Here is an 18,504-nt window from a genome sequence, read left to right as displayed (position 1 = left end):
TCCGCATGATCAACAGCACTGTAAAAACAACCCTGCGGCAGAGTGTTATCCTTGCCGGCTTCCGTACCTCCCCTGCCTTTATTGCGGCCTTCGGGGTGCTGCTGATTACGGTGATTGCCCTGTTTACGGCTCCATATATCGGAATGGCCGATAACGGCGACTTTTTCCGCAGCATCTACAGCAACGGACTCTACTTCAGCCAGCCGGATTATGACAGCCAGTACTTTGGTTACTTTGTGAAGCATTTTGGAATTTATCAATACTTTAATGAGAACGGGGCAACGCTGGATTCGTCCCAGTCCATGTTTATCAAGCTGGCTATCGGCCTGAACAAGCTGCTGTTCAGCAGTACCGTGTTCGACATCCGGTTTCAGGCCGCCATTTATACCCTGCTCTATGTGGCTGCCGTTTACCTGCTGGTGGAAGCCATTACGTGCCGAATGACCCGGAAACAGGGGATGCTGTGCGCGGTGCTGGCCATTTTTGTTTTTGGCGATACCGGATATACCGCTTATTTCAATTCTTTCTATAGTGAGAGCATTGTGCTGATTATGATGCTGTATGTATTTGCCGCATGGCTGCTGCTGTTCCGCAAACGGTACAATGATTATTTCCTGCTGGCCCTGTTTCTGATCAGCGGCCTGCTCCTGACCACCTCCAAGCAGCAGAACGCTCCTGTCGGCATCATTCTGGCAGTGCTGGGCATCATGCTGCTCTGGGTAAGAAGGGACCGTATATTCCGCGGACTGACCTTGTTCTCGCTGATGCTTCTGATGGCTTCCGGATTATTTACCTATCTCAATATTTCCAAAGAGTTTGTGAACATTAACCAGTACCATGCGATGACCCGCGGAGTGCTGAAGGATTCAGCCAACCCGGAGACGTCGCTGAAATCGTTCGGGATCGATGAGCAGTATGCCATTCTCAAAAATAATATCTACTATGAGCAGTACGGGACGGTTGATGTGAACTCTCCGATTCTGGAAAAGGATTTCTACAGCAAATACGGCTTTGTCTCGATTCTGAAATACTATCTTGCCCATCCGGACCAGTTCAGCTCCATCCTTGATGTAGCGGCACAAAGCGCCTTTTCGATCAAGCCTGCGGCAATGGGCAATTACGAGCAGTCGGCGGGCAAGGAGTTCCGGGCGCAGAGCCACTTCTTTGCACTCTACAGTCTGCTTAAGGGTATTATGGCGCCCAAAACCTTCGGATTTATTCTGCTCTGGATGGTGCTGGTCATCGGGCTGTATATGCCCTCGTTCATCCAGGCGCTCAAGGCACGCGACTTCCGGGGGATGCAGCGGATGACGCTGATTATAGCCAGTATGGCAGTAGGCCTGTCAGGCATTATGGTCTCCATTATCGGGGCAGGTGATGCGGATATATCCAAGCATGAATTCCTGTTCACTCTGGCCTTCGATCTTGTATCCGTGCTGGCTTTATCCGGTGTAATCGGCCGCAGAGTGTCCGGCAGCCGTGAACCGGCAGCCGGTAGGGAGCCCGGCATGCAGAAGGTGCAGGAGGGTGTCAGCGCATGAGCAGACGCAGGCTGAACTTACTGCTGCCGCTGCTGCTTATAGCTGCCCTGCTGCTGCCTGCGGCTCCGGCTGGAGCAGCGGAGGATGCCGGACGGCAGCCGGAGGTTCTGTTGCTCTATGACAGCCTGGCCTCAGGCACTCCGCGCGAGGGCAATATCCGTGAGCTGCAGCATCAGCTGGCCGCCTATCATGTGCAGGTTACCCTGCTGTCCCTTAATGATTATGAGCAGGGTGCGATGAAGGAGTTCTCCAGGGTCATTGCTGTCATCAATGAACGGGAGCTGCCTCCTAGTAAGGGGATTGAGGCCGATATTTCCGGCTATCAGGGACAGTACCTGCATATCGGCTATAATCCGCCTGACAGGCTCCAACAGGCAATGAAGCTGTCGACCGGTATGGTCGCCGAAGAAAGTGCAGAGCTGGCCTTCGGACCGTTCCGGGAAGCTGGCCTTATGCTGCGCCAGGTTCCTTACATTGCCGCAAGCAGTGCGGAGCGGCTCTACGGCAGCCTGTCGCTTACGGGCAGCGGCCGGAAAATGCCTTACGCAGCCAGCTCCGGGAGCTTAACCTATGTGCCCTACCTGGAAGCAGGCAATGCCGGCAGGCTGGCGATGGCAGAAGTGCTGAAGGATTGGCTCGGGGCCGGCGCTTCGGCGCAGACGTATCTGGTGATTAAAGAAATCTACCCGTTCTCCGATCTGACACTGCTGGAGAAGCTGGCCGACCGTCTGTATGAGGCCGGTATCCCGTTCATCGCCAGTGTGCGTCCGGTATTCAGCAATACCGGTTTTCCGGCGATGCAGCGGTATCTGGAAGCCCTCAAGTCAGTCCAGTCGAAGAACGGAAGCATCCTGGTCAATGCGCCTGTGGTCATGCCGTCGATTAACAGCAATGACCGCACGCTGAACGCCAAGATGAACAGCTTTATCAATCTGCTGGTTGAGAACGGCATTGCCCCGCTCGGGATGGGGGCAGATCTCTACTGGACCTACGATAAGGAATATTCCTCTGCCGGTATGGCGTTTTTTGACTCGGTGGTGCTGTTCCCGGATGAAAATGTGATTCATATGGAGAAAACCAATGTTTCCGTTTCCTTTGCCTCTTCACTGTACAGCGTAACGCCCGAATTCCTGTCGGGGCTTAAGCATGAGGGCAAGGCCATACCGCAGCTGCCCGCCGATACAGCTGTTACAGTGGATCTGCCGGAGGATGAAGCCGGGCTGGAGGCCCTGCTGCAGACAGTAACCGGCTACTGGATCGCTTTTGCCGACTATAAACAGACTGTCCATAAGGTGGTTACTGATGCTTACACGGTGGATTCCGCTGACGGGGTAATCAGAGTAAACGGCAGTCCGCTTAACCTCGGCTATGCGCCGGAGGCAGTAAGCAGCGATTTTCAATACCAGGAAGAGCAGTATCAGAGCTTTAAGGCGCTGTTCAGCGTGCAGAATCAATTTTTTATAGTTGTGATTGCCGTCGCGCTGCTCTTTTTCGGGGTGCTGCTACTGGTCGGCTACAGACTGTACCGGAAGAAATATTTGAAATAAGGCCTGCGGGTTAGGAGGATAACATGACGGTCTCGGACGTGTTGATGGTAATTGCGGTGATCTGTATCTGGTCGCTGCTGCTGGTCAATGTTGCACTGATTATTGCCGGATATTTATATTACATTCAAACCGAGCGGGAGGAGATTCCGGAAATCAAGGGCGAATATCCCTTTGTGACCATCATGGTTCCCGCACATAATGAGGGTGTGGTTATCAGTAAGACCGTGGAGTCGCTGCTGGCGCTGGATTATCCGCATGACCGTTATGAGATTATTGTCATTAATGACAATTCCTCGGATAACAGTGCTGTGCTGCTGGGGAATATACAGGAGAGATATCCGGCGCGCAATCTGCTGATTATCAATACGGATACGGTCACCGGGGGGAAAGGGAAGTCCAATGCCCTTAATATCGGCTTTACCCGCAGCAAGGGGGAGCTGATTGCAATCTATGATGCCGACAATACACCTGAGCGGACAGCGCTGCGGTATCTGGTTGCCGAGATTAATGCTGATCCTAGTCTTGGCGCTGTCATCGGCAAGTTCAGAACCCGCAACCGTGATGCCAGTCTGCTTACAAGGTTTATTAATATAGAGACGCTCTCTTTTCAATGGATGGCCCAGGCCGGGCGGTGGAAGCTGTTCAAGCTGTGCACGATTCCCGGAACCAACTTTATTATGCGCAGGTCCATTGTTGAAGCGATCGGCGGGTGGGATGTCAAAGCGATTGCCGAGGATACGGAGATCAGCTTCCGCATCTATATGATGGGCTACCGGATCAAGTTCCAGCCTAAATCGGTCACCTGGGAGCAGGAGCCGCAGACGGTGAAGGTCTGGTTCAAGCAGCGGACGCGCTGGGCCAAGGGCAATGTCTATGTTATTGTCAAAAATCTGCCCTTGCTCTTCGACCGCTCGGCGGCCCGGATCCGCTTCGATATCCTGTATTATGTGTCGATCTACTTCCTGCTGCTGATCTCGCTGATTACCTCTGATCTGCTGCTGGTGCTGCACGCAATGGGTTATGTGCATACCACCATAGCCGGACTCAGCAGCTTTCTGTGGATCCTGGCCATCATATTGTTCGTAGTCGGGATATTCGTTACCCTGACGACAGAGAAGGGCGAAATGAGCCTGTCGAATCTGGGCATCATTATGCTGATGTATGTTTCTTACTGCCAGCTCTGGATGGCTGTTGCCGCTTACGGGATGTATAACTACCTCAAGGATGTCATTTTCAAGCGTGAAGCCAAATGGTACAAGACCGAGCGTTATTAGGCGCCGGAGGAAGAGAATTAAGGTGAACAGGAGATACAAAGATGATAAAAAAACAGTTGTTGTTGTGGGCGCTCTGCCTCTCCCTTTTCCTGTCTCTGCTTCCGGCAGCCTCTGCCGCGGCAGTGCTTCCGGGAGCCGGCAGGCTGACGTATGAGACCGCCTTTACCGGCAGTGATACTGCATTGTCCGGCGGAGCAGCATCGCAGCAGCTTTTTACCATAATGGATTACTGGAATGTCGACAGCGTGAAGATCAACCTGCACTTCCAGGTTTCACAGATTACAAAGGATCAGGTGTCGAGCATCACGCTGTCGCTGAACGGCATTCCGTTCCACTCGTTCCGGCCGTCCCTTCAGAATAACGGGGAACAGATTATAAGCATCACTGCGCCGAAGGGCTTCCTGAAGAAGGACAGCAACACGCTGACACTGCAGGGGGACCTGAAGACAGCTGTTGACAATAACCAGGTCTGCTATGTGGACAACTCGCCGGACAACTGGCTGCACTTCTTCAATACCTCCAGTATTGCGGTTACTTACAGCAGCAAGGAGCTCACCGGCGGAATCAGCGATTTCAGCGGGCGGTTCTCCGGTATTGATACCGTGAAGAACGGAAAAAGCCTGATTACAGTGCCGGAGCAGGCTACCGGCGCTGAGCTGGAATCCGCTGCCTACGCCTTGTCAGGCTTTGCCAAAGAGAATGCCCTGACGGACAAAACCATCGCAATGCTCCCTTACCGGGAGGACAGCATCAAAGACAGAAGTGCGGTAGTGCTCGTGGCCATGTACGACCGCGTTCCGGCAGAGCTGAAATCCCGGCTCAGCACAGCAGAGGATCTGGGGACACACGCCCTGATCCAGCTGCTGAATAAGGATACCCGGCCGACGCTGGTGATTACCTCGCAGGATGAGAGCCTGCTGATCAAGGCGGGCAGGCTTGCGGCAAGCACGGAGCTGATGAGCCAGATTTCAAGTGATCTGAAGGTGGTCGACGACGCTACGCAGGCAGATGAGCCGGCAGGCAGCATCAGCTCGGAGGTGACGCTGACGGAATCCGGCGATACCTTAACCGGTCCGAATCACCGGGAGCAATCCTATTTCATCGCCCTGCCTTCGAACCGCTCCATCGCCGATTCCGGCAAAATCAGCCTGGATTTCCGCTATGCCGGAAATCTGGATTTTACCCGCTCACTGGTTACTGTCAGCATTAACGGCACACCGATCGGCAGCAAGAAGCTGACCAGGGAGCTGGCTAACGGCGACACGCTTACCCTGACGGTGCCCAAGAATCTTAATATCTCGGGGAATTTTTCAGTAACCGTAGCCTTTGATCTGGAGATGGAAAGCGCAGTCTGCACGCCGAATACGGAGCAGATGCCTTGGGCCTATATCGATAAGGAATCACTGCTGCAGCTGAATACGAAGGACCGGACTGACCTGCTGTTCAACAACTATCCGTATCCGTTCCTGCGGGACGGGATCTATAATCATGTGGCTGTAGTGCTGCCGCAGGAGATGGATGACTATGCCTACCTGAGTCTGGGGAATGTGTTCAATCTGCTGGGACAGTATACGGACGGCAATACCGGGGATATTCACTTTTACACTGACGATGTCAGCGCGGATAACCTGAAGAACAACAATATTCTGGCCGTTGGCTCCTATAAGAACAATAAGATTATCCGGGACAACAACAACAAGCTGTATTTCCGGTACAGCAAGGACGGCACAACCCTCCTATCCAATGAAAAAATAAGCATTGAAGAGCAGTACGGCGCAGAGCTTGGAACGCTGCAGCTGGTGGAATCGCCGTATGGAAGCGGACGAGGATTTATGGCGGTTACAGCGGTGAATGCGGAGAATTATTATCTGGCTTCAAGGCTGATTGCCAGCGAAAAGGATAAGTGGAAGGTGTTCGGTGACGGCGTTGCTGTCGACAAGGACGGGAACGTCAGCGCCTACCGGTTCAAGACGGATACAGGGGCGAAGCAGGATTCGGCGCTGGAGCAGATTGTAGAGCGCAGCGATGTGCTGGGCTTCGTTGTCGCGGTAGTCCTTACCATTGCCCTGGTGCTTGTAGCGCTTCTTCTGCTGATCCGCAAACATATGAAGAAACGTGGTGATAGACGTGAGACGTAACCGCAGCAGTCTGGCTTCAGACCTTGGGTTTCTTGGATTTTTGGTCCTGATGTTCATCTGTGTTGTGTTTATCGCCGGTTCAGGCAGCGGCTACCTGCAGAATATTATTATTCTGAATATTGCCTTCCTGCTCGCTCTGGTCACGTATTTCACTACGGTGACAGCGGGACTGACACTGAACCTCGCCTTCATCTTCAGCTATGGTCTCTTCGTGGTATACCAGACGGTGTCCCGGGGGGAGACGATCGGGGTCAACACCTATTTCTGGCTGATTATGGTGCCGCTGATTACGGTGACGATGTGGATTTTCACCTCAAGCTCACGGGAGCTGCAGGCGGAGAATGAGCGGCTGAAGAAGACAACGGCCAATCTGGCTACGGTGGATGAGAATACCGATCTGCGCAACAGCATTGCCTTTCAGAAGGATGCCAGCCTGTTTACGGGGATATCCACCCGCTACGGCATTCCGCTTACCCTGCTGGTCGTTAAGGTGAAATACTGGAGCGAGATCCGCCGGCTGATTCCGGAGGAGCAGCTGTCCGAGGCGATCTATGATGTCTCCCAGCTCAGCCAGTCCAGCATCCGCACGAATGATGCGCTGTATCTGCTGGACAAGGACGATGCAACCTGGGGGCTGCTGCTCTTTACAGACCGTGACGGGGCCAAAATTGTCATTGAACGGATCAAGCTCAAGCTTCAGCAATTGAACGAAAATGAATTCTCCAGCAAATATAAAGTGAGCCTTGGACTCAAAATCGGTGCTGTGCAGTACGAGGCTGCTGCGATTGAGAATCCGCTGGACTTTATTGTCCAGGCCAAGAAGCAGCTGGAGTACGATGTGTAAAGCCTGACTGGATATCCCGGAGGCCCCGTTTTACAATTGATCTATCCCGCCGGCGGAGGCAGGGGCTACCTTGAACAAGGAGGCAGAGAGAGAATGGATCTGGGTCTTAAAGGAAAATCAGTATTTGTAGCGGCTGCGAGCAAGGGGCTGGGACTGGCGACTGCGCTTGAATTCGCAAGGGAAGGCGCGAAGGTAACAATCGCCAGCCGCAGCCAGGCGCAGCTGGAAGCAGCCGCGAAGAGAATTGAAGCGGAGACCGGTGCGGAGGTTGCGCTGGTGGAGATGGATGTAACCGACCCGGACGCGGTACGGGAGGCCATTGCGGCAGCAGCCGGCTGGGCCGGAGGCCTTGATGTGCTCGTTACCAATGCAGGCGGCCCTCCGGGCGGCGGCTTTGCCGATATGGCGGACAGCGACTGGGCCGGCGGCTTCGAGCTGACGCTGATGAGCAGCGTGAGGCTGATCCGTGAGGCGCTGCCCTTCCTGCGTGCAGCCGGCGGCGGACGGATTGTTACCATCAGCTCCTCATCCATTAAACAGCCGATTGACGGGCTGATTCTTTCCAGTGTGTTCCGGGCCGGTGTCCAGGCATTGAACAAGAGCCTGGCGGCGGAGCTTGCGCCAGACGGTATTCTGATTAATACGCTTGCCCCGGGGCGGATCGGCACAGACCGGCTGACCGAGCTGGACAGCCGGAGGGCGGAGGCGCAAGGGCTGGCGCTTGAAGAGGTTCAGCGTGCTTCAGTGAAGAACATTCCGCTTGGCCGGGCAGGGACGCCGGAGGAGTTCGGGAAGGCGGCGGTCTTCCTCGGTTCCTTTGCCAATACCTATATTACCGGGCAGGCGCTGCTGATTGACGGAGGCGCAATGAAATCACTTTGACGGCTGCTGTTTGACTGGCGGCCTATGCGGGTAATAATGAGCAGGTGGGAAGTGGAAGGCATCAATTAACGGATTGGAACGGCATGTAATGTGTATTCCGAAAGGTAGTTGATTACCCATGTACTATCTGAAAGGGAAACGGAAAACCAAATCGAGATTTCTTCGGTTGTTTTCAGGAAGAGTACCCTAGCAACTGGATAACGGCATAACTAAATATTCGCTTCTCACCTTTAATAGGACCCTGCGGGCAGCCCGCAGGGTCTTTGTGTATTTTTGCAGGGAAGGTTCAATTGTACAGAGGAGTAGGATATAATAAGGCAAAGCTATAACAAAAATAGGAGAAATATGACATGCCGTGGATGCAGGGTTATCCCTATTATTTAATTATGGGCAGTGTTCTAAGTCTCTACATGGGCGTCAGCTCTTGCCGGCACCGCAACACACCAGGAAGGCGCTATTTATGGATCTTGATGCTGCTGGTCAGCGTGATTTTTGCGGCTACGGCCGGAGAAATCCTCTCGGAGTCGTTTCAGGCCAAGCTGTGGTGGAGAAACCTCCAGCAGCCGCCGCTCTTTTTGAGCACCATCTTTACCTATGCTTTTGTTAAAGAATACATAACACGATCCTCGGACGGGCTGAACAGACGGCTGGCTCTTTTTTGCATTCCGGTAGCCCTTTATGTGCTGCTGATCTTTACAGATTCCTGGCATCATCTGATGCGTACCGGAGTCGGCATGACTACCTTGGCGGGCGTGAGCGGAATTGAGGTGCATCCGACCGTGCTGAATATGGCGCTGATTGCGTATGACCAGCTGTTCGGCGTCTACGCTGTTTTTCTGCTGGCTGTTTCCCTGCAAAGTGCGCCCAAATATTATTTTAAGTGGAATTTACTGATGCTGCTCAGTCTGCTGGTCCCCATCGGATCTATTTTTCTGCTCCCGCTGCTCAAAATTACGCTTCCCGGCTTTATCGCATTTACCTATCTTCCTCCTGTAATCGTCGGTTACTTCTCCATCTTCCGCAATTCGGAGCTATCCCTGTATCCCCGGGCGAAGAAACAGATTATCGAGAACATGAAGGACGGCATTGTGCTGACCGACCGCCACAACAACATAATAGACATCAATGAAGCCGGAGAACGGATGCTGTCGGCACTGGCGGAACGGACGGAGAAATCGTGGCTGGGCAAAAATATATTTGTGCTGCTGGAACGGTACGGAGAAGTCGCGGTTAGTTATTACCGGCGTACGGAGGGCCAGTTCGAAGTGGATGTTCCCGGCACAGACGGGGCCTGCTACGGGCTGTCTCTGATCGATACGGAGGCCGGGCACGGTGCGGCTGCAGGCATGCTAATCGTGTTCAGTGACCTGAGCGAGAAGAAGCGGTATGAGCGTGAGCTCCTCTACCAGGCTACAGTGGATGATCTGACCGGATTGTATAACCGCAGGCATTTCATGCGGCTGATTGAGAACTACGCTTTGCAGGATGAAGCAGGAATCGCCCTGCTGCTGTTCGATATCGATGATTTCAAGCTGATTAATGATACATACGGGCATATAGCCGGAGACCAGGCACTGATTGATTTCTCGGATAAAATACTCCGGCTGTACCAGAACAAAGGCATTGCCGGACGTGTCGGCGGCGAGGAATTTGCTGTCTGCTTCTTTGCAGACAATGAGGAGGCCGCACTGAAGGAGGCGGAGAGGTTCCGCAGTGAAATGTCCCGGCACACCGTAAGGCTGGACGGCGGACACCGGATCAGGCTGACGGTCAGTGCCGGCATTGCCTTTACCGGGGACAGCGGCGCGACCTTTGAGGCGTTGTACCGCGAAGCGGACGAGGCGCTGTACCTGTCCAAGACCGGCGGTAAAAACAGGGTTACGCTCGGGCGGCAGCCAGCCCCGCTGGAAGCAGGCAGGCTGTAGCTTGCGGAAGAGTTCGGCAAGTGCCTGAAATGAACAAGAGCCGCCGGCCCCGTCATCATGACGCGGCCGGCGGTTCTTGGTGTACGTACTATTGCTGCTGTGCGGTTACCACGACAATCTTCCAGGCTGTCCCGATAGCCGGAAGGCTTCTGGTCAGCACCGGACCATAGAAGCCGATGACTTTTGCACCCTGTACCACAGCTCCAGCCTCTACAGGCTCGCCGCTTTCATTGACATATACAGTGTCTTTGGACAGGTTGAGGATAATTTCACTCTGGGACGTTTCAGTCAGGCCGCTGCCGTTAATCCGGATCATGGACGTTCCGTCCTGTGAGGTCTTTATTTCCTCTACAGTACCTTCTGTACCCAGCAGATCCGCCGGCTGTGCGGAATCAAGAACGGTGATCTGATAGGCCGGTGTCTGCGGCGGCAGGCTTCTTGTTGAGAATAGTGCATGCTCGGCTTCAATTGTCATGCCGATCTGCAGGTCGGCCAGAGTCAGCTTGGTGCCGTCAGCCTTCCGGAAGACAGTGTCCTCGCCTATATTAAGTACCAGCCCGGAGGTTCCTGTGCCTTTAATATGAATGGACTGATATTTTCCGTCCGCATTAACCGCAGTGATAACACCATTCTCCGTCATATGCTCTACCGCTGAAGCGATCACAATTTTTTGCCCCTCCACAGAAATGGTCTGCTGCAGCACCTCGCTCACAAAGGAAGCAGGCACAAACAGCTTATTCTCTAACGTCCGGGGTGCTGCTCCCAGCGTAGTGGACATTTTATTAACGGAATAACGGTCCTCGCCGCTCTTCACCGTTGTAAAGATGTTGCCTTTGGTCAATTCGGCAGTTTTGCTGGACTGGTTCCAGGTAAGGGTGAAGCCCAGGGCTTCTGCAACTGCACGCAGCGGCACCAGCGGCTCTTTAACGCCGGAAGGCTGGAAGCCCTGATCTCTGATAACGGAGCCGTTCAGCTCGATGGCAAATGTCTTAACGGCAGCGATGGTCGTTGCCTGCGGCGTTTTGCTTGTCGGGGATGAAGCTACAGGAGCGGCAGAAACGGCTCCGGCAGACAGGGCCAGGGATAGAGTTAGTAGAACTGCACTGGTTTTCAGGGGTGTTTTCATAGTTGTAAGCTCCTTTAGTTGAGTTTGTCAGATGGTTGCTGTCATGTACTAAACGGGAGCGAATCCGATTTTGTTGCATCTTTATTCAGTTTGTCTGTTCTTTTGTAGTACACTTGGGGTGTTTATATTTATCTAAAAAAGCTGAGAATACTCCACCCTCGATAGGGTGGGGATGAATCTGCGGTATTTGACCTAAACCCGAACGTATGTGCTATAATATGAATAATATTACCAAAAATGAGGTGTTGCACATGCTGATACATCAAGCCTATAAATACCGGATCTACCCCACACCGGAACAACAGCAACTCATAAGGCGTATGTTCGGCTGCTGCCGCTTTGTGTTCAATTACTTTTTGGACACTTGGAATCAAAGCTATGCGGAAACGGGAAAAGGCTTGTCCTATCACGCTTGTGCGACAAAACTCCCTGTATTAAAAGCGCAATACGACTGGCTGAAAGAAGTCGATAGCATCGCTTTGCAGTCGGTTGCCCGTCATGTGGCGGATAGCTTTGATAGCTTTTTCAAAAAGCAAAATCAAGCGCCACGCTTTAAGAGCCGGAAGCATCCGGTTCAAAGTTACACGACCAAATTCACGAACGGGAATATCGCCATTGAGGGGAGTCGCTTGAAGCTCCCAAAACTCGGCTGGATGCGTTTTGCAAACTCCCGGAAGCTGGAAGGCCGGATATTGTCTGCTACCGTGCGTCAAAACGCCAGTGGGAAATTTTTTGTTTCGCTTAGTTGCGAAGTTGAAAAGAACCCACTGCCGCAAGTGGACGCACATATCGGAATCGATCTGGGTTTGAAAGAGTATGCTGTAAGCTCAAATGGTGAACGGTATGCCAACCCCCGCTTTTACCGCCAATATGAGAAAATGCTGGCGCTTTGGCAGCGGCGGATGGCTCGGCGTACTCCGGGCGGCTCCAACTGGAAGAAAGCGAAGCAGCATGTCGCTCGCATTCACGAACGTATTGCGAATAAACGAAATGATTTTCTCCACCAACTGACAACGAAACTGATCCGTGAAAACCAAACGATTAGTATCGAACATCTGCGTGTCGCGAATATGATTCAGAATCCCAAGCTTTCAAAATCCATCGCGGATGCGTCTTGGGGGGAGTGGGTACGGCAACTGACGTACAAAGCCCTTTGGTATGGACGAACCCTTCGGATCGCTGATACGTTCGAACCGACCAGTCAGCGGTGTCACGTGTGTGGCACGATTCACCCGGAAGTAAAGAATCTTGCGGTTCGGGAATGGACGTGTACCGTTTGCGGTACGCTTCATGACCGTGATGAAAACGCCGCTCATAATATTGCACAAGTAGCGGTTTAACCGCCACCTATCCAAATGATAGAACTGCGGGAACGCAGGAATCGCTTGCTAAATAAGAAGAGGTTACTCTTCTGTTCGCAAGAATCCGCCACTTCAAGCGTTAGCTAAGTGGGGGAGAATTCAAGAGGGATTAAGAAAACCGGATGCAGAAAGGGGAAGACAGATATGTATGATACGTATATTTTCGATTTGTATGGCACCCTGATTGATATTGAGACGGATGAGGAGAACGCGGAGGTGTGGGAGCGGCTGTCCCTGCATTTCAGCTATCAGGGTATGAATATTACCGGTGCAGAGCTGAAGGAGCGGTATTTACAGGAGCGTGACAGCCAGCTGGCCGCAGCAGCAGAGCATTGCGAGCATCCGGATTTTGTGATGGAGGAGGTGTTCCGGGCGTTAGCCCGTGACCTGGGCGGGGAGCCCGGACAGGCCTGGCTTCATGAAACCGTGCGCTGGATGCGGACCCTATCCATGATTCATATCTCCCTGTATGACGGCGTGGCAGAAATACTGGGGCAGCTGAGAAGCCGCGGCAAAAAGGTGTTTCTGCTCTCCAACGGCCAGAAAACCTTTATTGAAGCGGAGCTGACGATGCTGGGCATCCTGCATCTGTTCGACGGGATTGCCATTTCCTCTGAGGCGGGCGTAAGCAAGCCCGACCCGCTGTTCTACCGTTACCTGGCGGATCATTACGGTGCTGATCTGAGCTCGGCAATCATGATCGGTAATGACCCGCGGACCGATATGGCCGGAGCGAACGCTATCGACATTGATTCCTGCTATATAGAAACAGCTTCCTCTCCGCGCGGCATCCCGGCTAACAGCACGACAGAAATTCTAAGCGGTGACCTGCGGCAGATTCCCGGCTGGAACGGGTAGCGCCTGCAGCAGCGGTACATTTGCCCGGGCCGGCTGCAGCGCCGTATAATATGTCCATAATCTTATTTCAGCAGGAGAGAAGGACAGCCGTATGACCGTTATTATTATAATTGCAGCGATAATTCTTGCGCTGATTGCCGCTGCTTATGCCGTCATGAGCCTGTATCCGCCCTTTGGCGGCCGGGCCTCCAAGGCCGAGCAGGAGCAGCGGAGCCGTTCGCTCCAGTACCGGCAGGGCAGATTCGTGTATCCCTTTGAAACGGCCGCACCCGAGAGCAAGACGGAGGGCGGTCTCTCCATCCTGAGGGACTTCATCAAGGGCAATCCCAATTCCAGGCCGAAGCAGCCGCTTCAGCCCCAGCCGCTGCTGACCGGCTCGATCCGGCAGGTCCGAGATACCCGGGCCACCTGGTTCGGCCATTCGGCTGTGCTGCTGGAGATGGAGGGGGCAGCTGTTTTCCTTGACCCGATGCTGGGCCGGGCCCCCTCCCCGTTTCCGTTCATCGGCGGCAAGCGCTACAGCAGCCGGCTGCCGGTTGAGCTGAACGAGCTGCCGCAGCTGGATGCCGTTGTGCTGTCCCATGATCATTATGACCATCTGGATTACGGGACAATCCGCGCGCTGCAGCAGAAAACGGCATTGTTCATCGTGCCGCTTGGTGTAGGTGCCCATCTAAGACGATGGGGAATAAGCGCGGAGCGTATCCGTGAACTGGACTGGTGGGAGGAGGCCTCCGTGGCCGGGCTGACGCTTACCAGCACACCGGCAAGGCATTTCTCGGGGCGCAGCCTGCTGGACCGCAATTCTACACTGTGGTGCTCCTGGGTTATACAGGGCGGGCAGGACAAGGTGTTTTTCAGCGGGGACAGCGGCTACGGGCCGCATTTTGCGGAGATCGGGCAGCGGTACGGCCCGTTTGATCTTACGCTGATGGAATGCGGGCAGTATGACCAGCGATGGGCGGATATCCATATGATGCCGGAGCAGACCGTCCAGGCGCAGCTCGACCTGCGGGGCAGGCTGATGATCCCGATTCACTGGGGCGCCTTCACCCTTGCCATGCATGACTGGACTGATCCTGTAGAACGGGTGCTGCGCGCTGCGCAGCAGCAGGGGCTGCGGCTGGCTACGCCGAGAATTGGCGAGCCGGTTCAAGTAGGCACTGAAATCTACCCTTCTATTCCCTGGTGGAGATGAGGCAGAAGCTTCGGGGACAGCGGTATGCTACAATAGATACTCATGGCGCATCCCCGCGCCATTTCAGATGATGCAATGCTAAGGAGTGAATGAACATAATGAGCGACAAAGTAAACGAACAAGAGCTGCTGGAGGTACTGGCCGCCAAAACCAAGGTGGACCCCAAGCTGATTAAGCTGGTGCTGAAGCATGAGCAGACCTTTATCAATAATGCCAAGGCCGACAGCAAGGGCGAGGTTGATATTGATAATGATGATCTGGTCGATTATGTGACTGCCCAGCGCGATGTAAAGCTGGACGAGCTGACCGTTGAAACCATCCTTGATGCCGAAATGGATTATCTGATGGACAAAGGTCTTGCCGGCTATATTGACTAGGAACGCACCACCGGGCCAGGGGGCTGCTGCAGAGCCGTAAATTCTGGAGTTACTGCAGCTTTCCTGGGCCGTTTTGTATGGTGTATTTAGCTCTTTGGAATTAATTATAAAGTTTATTTTGCTTTTGGAAACGTTATGTGATATGATGTTGTTAATCATAAATTTAACCCTTAATTCACATATTGTAAAAGGTTATCATTTGTGCGTATGAACCTTTTCCAATGTGTGAATTTTTATTTGTTCGTACAATACGTAAGAATAAAAGGACATGTGTTAAATAATCTATTGGAGGTAATACAAATGCAAACAGGTACAGTTAAATGGTTCAACGCAGACAAAGGTTTCGGTTTTATCGAGGTTGAAGGCGGAAGCGACGTATTCGTACACTTCTCCGCAATCACTGGCGAAGGCTTCAAGTCTTTGGACGAAGGCCAACGCGTTGAGTTCAACGTAACTCAAGGCGCTCGTGGACCACAAGCCGAAAACGTTGTAAAACTGTAATACGCTGACAAGCGAAGAAGCTGTCCTTAACATCTGTTGAGGGCAGCTTTTTTTTGAAGGATAGGATGGTATTATACTTGGGGAGGGTTTATTCATGTATTTTCGCAAAAAAGCTCAGGAAGATTTACCGCAGGAGTCTACAGCTATCTGGTCATGTACGAAAGAGGGCTGCACAGGCTGGATGCGTGACAATTTTGCGTTTCAATATGTCCCGACCTGCTGGCAATGTAATTCGCCGATGTCCCGCAGTATGAAAATCCTGCCTATGCTTGTGAACAACAATCACGAAATGAAGGCAATCAAAAAGGGCATTTCAATCAAATAAGCCGCAAACCGGCAGGCCTGTTCCTTCTGAGGAGCAGGCTTTTTGTGATGATTATTGACATTAGTGGCGTACTGGACCATGATTGGAATATGGAATATATATGATATTAATAGCAATAAATACAAATCTCGAAGGTGAACCTGCGTGCTCTCTTAAGTTAGCTAAGGAAGGGGGAGAAGCTGATGTTTATAAAGGTTGCAGTCAGAGTACTGCTGGGAATGATGATCGTATTAAATGTGGTGATGGTCAGATTCCACAATCCGCTGCTGCTCGGTAGCTCTTTGGCGCTGGGCGGGATTATTATCTGTCTGGACCTCTACCAGGAGTTTACCCGGAAGAAGCTAATCACGTACATGGCGGGGGCTGTCCTCTTAGCTGTATTGTATGTGGCGATGGACCAGGGCTGGATTACGGCGCTTACTTTTATATAAGTTCTCCGATATGTCTTTAATTAAAGGGCTGGGAGGAGAGCATGAGAAACGGAACATTTCCTCATCCTGTATAATAATCTGCTGAAAACCGTACCGGACGGCCAGCTCTTCAAGTCTGGAATCTGCGGGAATCGGGTCATGGGCAGGAAGATAGCCAATCCGCGCATGATGCTCCTTCAGGCCTTGCCTTGTGCGTGAATGGGCAATCATAAAGGCTCCGCCGGATTTCAGGCAGGAAGCTGCGTTGGCAAACAGCATATCCAGTTTCGTAAAATGGGGGATGCTGTTATAAAGCAGAACGTAATCAAAAGGCTGCCCCCCATCAAAAGGCTTCTCGAAATCGACAACCCTCAGCTCTGCTTCCGGATAGTTATGGTGTAATACTGCAAGCATAGCAGAGGAGATATCGACAGCCATATAACGGGCTGGGAGGATACCAAGCGATTGCAGGGCTGCGGGGACAACGCCGGTGCCGGAGGCTACATCGAGCAGGCTGTTACCGGACTCCAGGCCAAGCATCCGTACTACCTTTTGTGCCAGAGCAATATCCCGGTCAGAGTTGCTCCAGTCTGCTGCGAGTGAATCGAACTGTCCAGCTGCGGTTTCTTCGGGGGAGTTCATGGTTATCATCCGTCCTTACCGTTTGATATATGTAAATATGGAATTTATTATATACGCAAAAAAGCGGCCCGTCAGGTACATACACCTTGGCGGGCCGCCTTGTGTTTATAAATCAGTGAGCTGCGGCAGGTGAAGGACTCACCGGCTGCGCGTCAGCATCATGCTGGATCAGGCCGTGCTTTTCCCAGGCTCTGCTCTTCCAGCGGAAGTACATAATAACGGCTCTGACCCACTCGTCAAAGGCAGTGGCAATCCAGACCCCGGCCAGTCCCATATTCATCTGGAACACCAGCACGTAGCCGAGCGGCAGGCTCATGCAGACCATGGAGATCAGGCCCATGTACACCGGGAACTTGGCGTCGCCGGAGGCGCGCAGGGAGTTAATAATAACCAGATTGCAGGTGCGGCCCGTCTCCAGGAAGAAGCTGAGCAGGATGACCTGCGCACCCATCATTATGATGGTCTCATTATCAGTGAACAGCCCAAACAGCGGAACGCGGAATGCAATGACAATTACATCGATTACGACGGTGACGAGCAGGGCCCATTTTACACTGGTGAATACCCGGCTGTAAGCGGCCTTCGTCTGCCTGGCTCCTACCAGGTGGCCGACAATAATGGAGGTTCCCATTGACACAGCTACACTGAAAAGATAGATGTAGTTGGAGATATTCAGCGCGTACTGGCGGGTAGCCATGGCCTCGGCACCAAGATAAGTGATGTAGAGCGTGAACACGAGCTGGCAGGACTGATAAGTGATCGATTCAAAAGCGGCCGGTATACCGATTTTGAGGATTTGCATTACGTATTTTTTGGACAGGGAGATATAGTAGCTCCACTTGACCTTTACTTCCATGATCTGATAGAGCAGCAGGAAGAACAGGACAAGGCAGATCAGCCGGCTGACTACCGTAGAGATGGCAGCGCCCTGCACACCGAGTGCGGGTAAGCCGAAATGCCCGTAAATGAGAATATAGTTACCTATCACGTGGATCACATTCATCAGCAGCGAAACCATCATCGTCTGCTTAGTGAAGCCGTAGGTACGGATAGTGGTGGCCAGCGCATTCAGCAGAGCCTGCAGAAAAATCCCGCCGCCGACAATATTCATATACACCTTGGCATGCGCAAGAATATCACCCTGCACATTCAGGGCAGTCAGCAGATGGCCGCCGAATAAAAGCAGCACTGCACTGAGAACAATACCTACGAGCAGGTTAAGTGTGACGGCATTGCCGGTTACATTTGCAGCCTCCAGGGGCTTCTTGGAGCCCAGGTACTGGGAGACGACGATGGCCGCCCCGTTACCGATAACACTAAGGATCAAAATAGCCATGGTGATGATCTGATTGGCTGCTCCGACCCCTGATACCGCATCATCCGACACGGAGCTGATCATAAAGGTATCCACACTGCCCATAAGCATGAACAGGAATAATTCCAGGAAAATCGGCCAGGTTAGCTTAATAAGATTGAACTGTTGGTCTTTCGTTTTCATCTATACACCTCTTCGGATCATTGCTGTCGCACAAGTTTATTTCCAAACCTAATGTAT

At 52.7% G+C, this 18,504-nt stretch carries 17 protein-coding genes; 14 read left to right on the top strand and 3 right to left on the bottom strand.

The window, feature by feature from the left end; translation table 11 throughout:
- The first annotated feature begins 5 nt into the window (after positions 1-5).
- The 7 genes from wsfD to R70723_RS30335 all read left to right on the top strand — a co-directional run bounded on the left by wsfD (position 6) and on the right by R70723_RS30335 (position 10,151).
- Positions 6-1,541, top strand: a complete 1,536-nt coding sequence (gene wsfD, locus R70723_RS30365) for a glycan biosynthesis hexose transferase WsfD (protein WP_047171277.1) — start codon at positions 6-8, stop codon at positions 1,539-1,541.
- On the top strand, positions 1,538-3,088 hold the full coding sequence (locus tag R70723_RS30360; protein WP_039877844.1) for a hypothetical protein: 1,551 nt from the start codon (positions 1,538-1,540) through the stop codon (positions 3,086-3,088). Before wsfD ends, R70723_RS30360 begins: the two co-directional genes overlap by 4 nt.
- A gap of 23 nt (positions 3,089-3,111) precedes the next feature.
- Positions 3,112-4,362 (top strand): glycosyltransferase family 2 protein, encoded by a 1,251-nt coding sequence (locus R70723_RS30355; protein ID WP_039877842.1) that lies wholly within the window; start codon positions 3,112-3,114, stop codon positions 4,360-4,362.
- Positions 4,363-4,403: 41 nt separating this feature from the next.
- Positions 4,404-6,500 carry a cellulose biosynthesis cyclic di-GMP-binding regulatory protein BcsB gene (locus R70723_RS30350; RefSeq protein ID WP_039877839.1) on the top strand — a complete coding sequence of 699 codons (2,097 nt, stop codon included), beginning with the start codon at positions 4,404-4,406 and terminating at the stop codon, positions 6,498-6,500.
- Positions 6,481-7,344, top strand: a complete 864-nt coding sequence (locus R70723_RS30345; protein WP_231574799.1) for a diguanylate cyclase domain-containing protein — start codon at positions 6,481-6,483, stop codon at positions 7,342-7,344. Before R70723_RS30350 ends, R70723_RS30345 begins: the two co-directional genes overlap by 20 nt.
- 93 nt (positions 7,345-7,437) lie before the next feature.
- Positions 7,438-8,226 (top strand): SDR family oxidoreductase, encoded by a 789-nt coding sequence (locus R70723_RS30340; RefSeq protein WP_039877837.1) that lies wholly within the window; start codon positions 7,438-7,440, stop codon positions 8,224-8,226.
- 350 nt (positions 8,227-8,576) lie between these two features.
- Positions 8,577-10,151, top strand: a complete 1,575-nt coding sequence (locus R70723_RS30335; protein ID WP_039877836.1) for a histidine kinase N-terminal 7TM domain-containing diguanylate cyclase — start codon at positions 8,577-8,579, stop codon at positions 10,149-10,151.
- Between the two features lie 88 nt (positions 10,152-10,239).
- Here R70723_RS30335 and R70723_RS30330 read toward each other — a convergent pair whose 3' ends face one another.
- On the bottom strand, positions 10,240-11,277 hold the full coding sequence (locus tag R70723_RS30330) for a copper amine oxidase N-terminal domain-containing protein (protein ID WP_039877835.1): 1,038 nt from the start codon (positions 11,275-11,277) through the stop codon (positions 10,240-10,242).
- A 251-nt stretch (positions 11,278-11,528) separates the two neighbouring features.
- On the opposite strand from R70723_RS30330, the gene tnpB reads away from it, so the two are divergent.
- The 7 genes from tnpB (at position 11,529) to R70723_RS30295 (ending at position 16,328) form a co-directional block, all read left to right on the top strand.
- A complete protein-coding gene (tnpB, locus tag R70723_RS30325) occupies positions 11,529-12,617 on the top strand; it encodes an IS200/IS605 family element RNA-guided endonuclease TnpB (protein WP_197071789.1) in 1,089 nt (362 codons plus the stop codon).
- A 165-nt stretch (positions 12,618-12,782) separates the two neighbouring features.
- The gene (locus R70723_RS30320) at positions 12,783-13,496 is read left to right on the top strand and encodes an HAD family hydrolase (protein WP_039877832.1); all 714 of its coding nucleotides are present in this window, start codon (positions 12,783-12,785) and stop codon (positions 13,494-13,496) included.
- 91 nt (positions 13,497-13,587) lie between these two features.
- Positions 13,588-14,694 carry an MBL fold metallo-hydrolase gene (locus tag R70723_RS30315; RefSeq protein WP_039877830.1) on the top strand — a complete coding sequence of 369 codons (1,107 nt, stop codon included), beginning with the start codon at positions 13,588-13,590 and terminating at the stop codon, positions 14,692-14,694.
- A gap of 98 nt (positions 14,695-14,792) precedes the next feature.
- Positions 14,793-15,071 carry a hypothetical protein gene (locus tag R70723_RS30310; RefSeq protein ID WP_039877828.1) on the top strand — a complete coding sequence of 93 codons (279 nt, stop codon included), beginning with the start codon at positions 14,793-14,795 and terminating at the stop codon, positions 15,069-15,071.
- A gap of 300 nt (positions 15,072-15,371) precedes the next feature.
- Entirely contained in the window at positions 15,372-15,572 is a 201-nt protein-coding gene (locus tag R70723_RS30305) for a cold-shock protein (RefSeq protein WP_036722718.1), read from the top strand.
- Positions 15,573-15,666: 94 nt separating this feature from the next.
- Entirely contained in the window at positions 15,667-15,897 is a 231-nt protein-coding gene (locus R70723_RS30300) for a cold-shock protein (RefSeq protein ID WP_039877826.1), read from the top strand.
- Positions 15,898-16,079: 182 nt separating this feature from the next.
- Positions 16,080-16,328 (top strand): hypothetical protein, encoded by a 249-nt coding sequence (locus R70723_RS30295; RefSeq protein ID WP_039877825.1) that lies wholly within the window; start codon positions 16,080-16,082, stop codon positions 16,326-16,328.
- Here R70723_RS30295 and R70723_RS30290 read toward each other — a convergent pair.
- Both R70723_RS30290 and R70723_RS30285 read right to left on the bottom strand, forming a co-directional pair.
- Positions 16,269-16,949 (bottom strand): class I SAM-dependent methyltransferase, encoded by a 681-nt coding sequence (locus R70723_RS30290; protein WP_052421526.1) that lies wholly within the window; start codon positions 16,947-16,949, stop codon positions 16,269-16,271. The two genes, R70723_RS30295 and R70723_RS30290, sit on opposite strands and share 60 nt — an antisense overlap.
- Positions 16,950-17,061: 112 nt before the next feature.
- The gene (locus tag R70723_RS30285) at positions 17,062-18,447 is read right to left on the bottom strand and encodes an MATE family efflux transporter (RefSeq protein WP_039877824.1); all 1,386 of its coding nucleotides are present in this window, start codon (positions 18,445-18,447) and stop codon (positions 17,062-17,064) included.
- Positions 18,448-18,504 lie beyond the last annotated feature (57 nt).

It is taken from the genome of Paenibacillus sp. FSL R7-0273, assembly GCF_000758625.1.
Classification (GTDB): Bacteria; Bacillota; Bacilli; order Paenibacillales; family Paenibacillaceae; genus Paenibacillus_AQ.
Note: the sequence above shows the minus strand (reverse complement) of the source record. Positions and strands in the feature narration are given on the sequence as shown.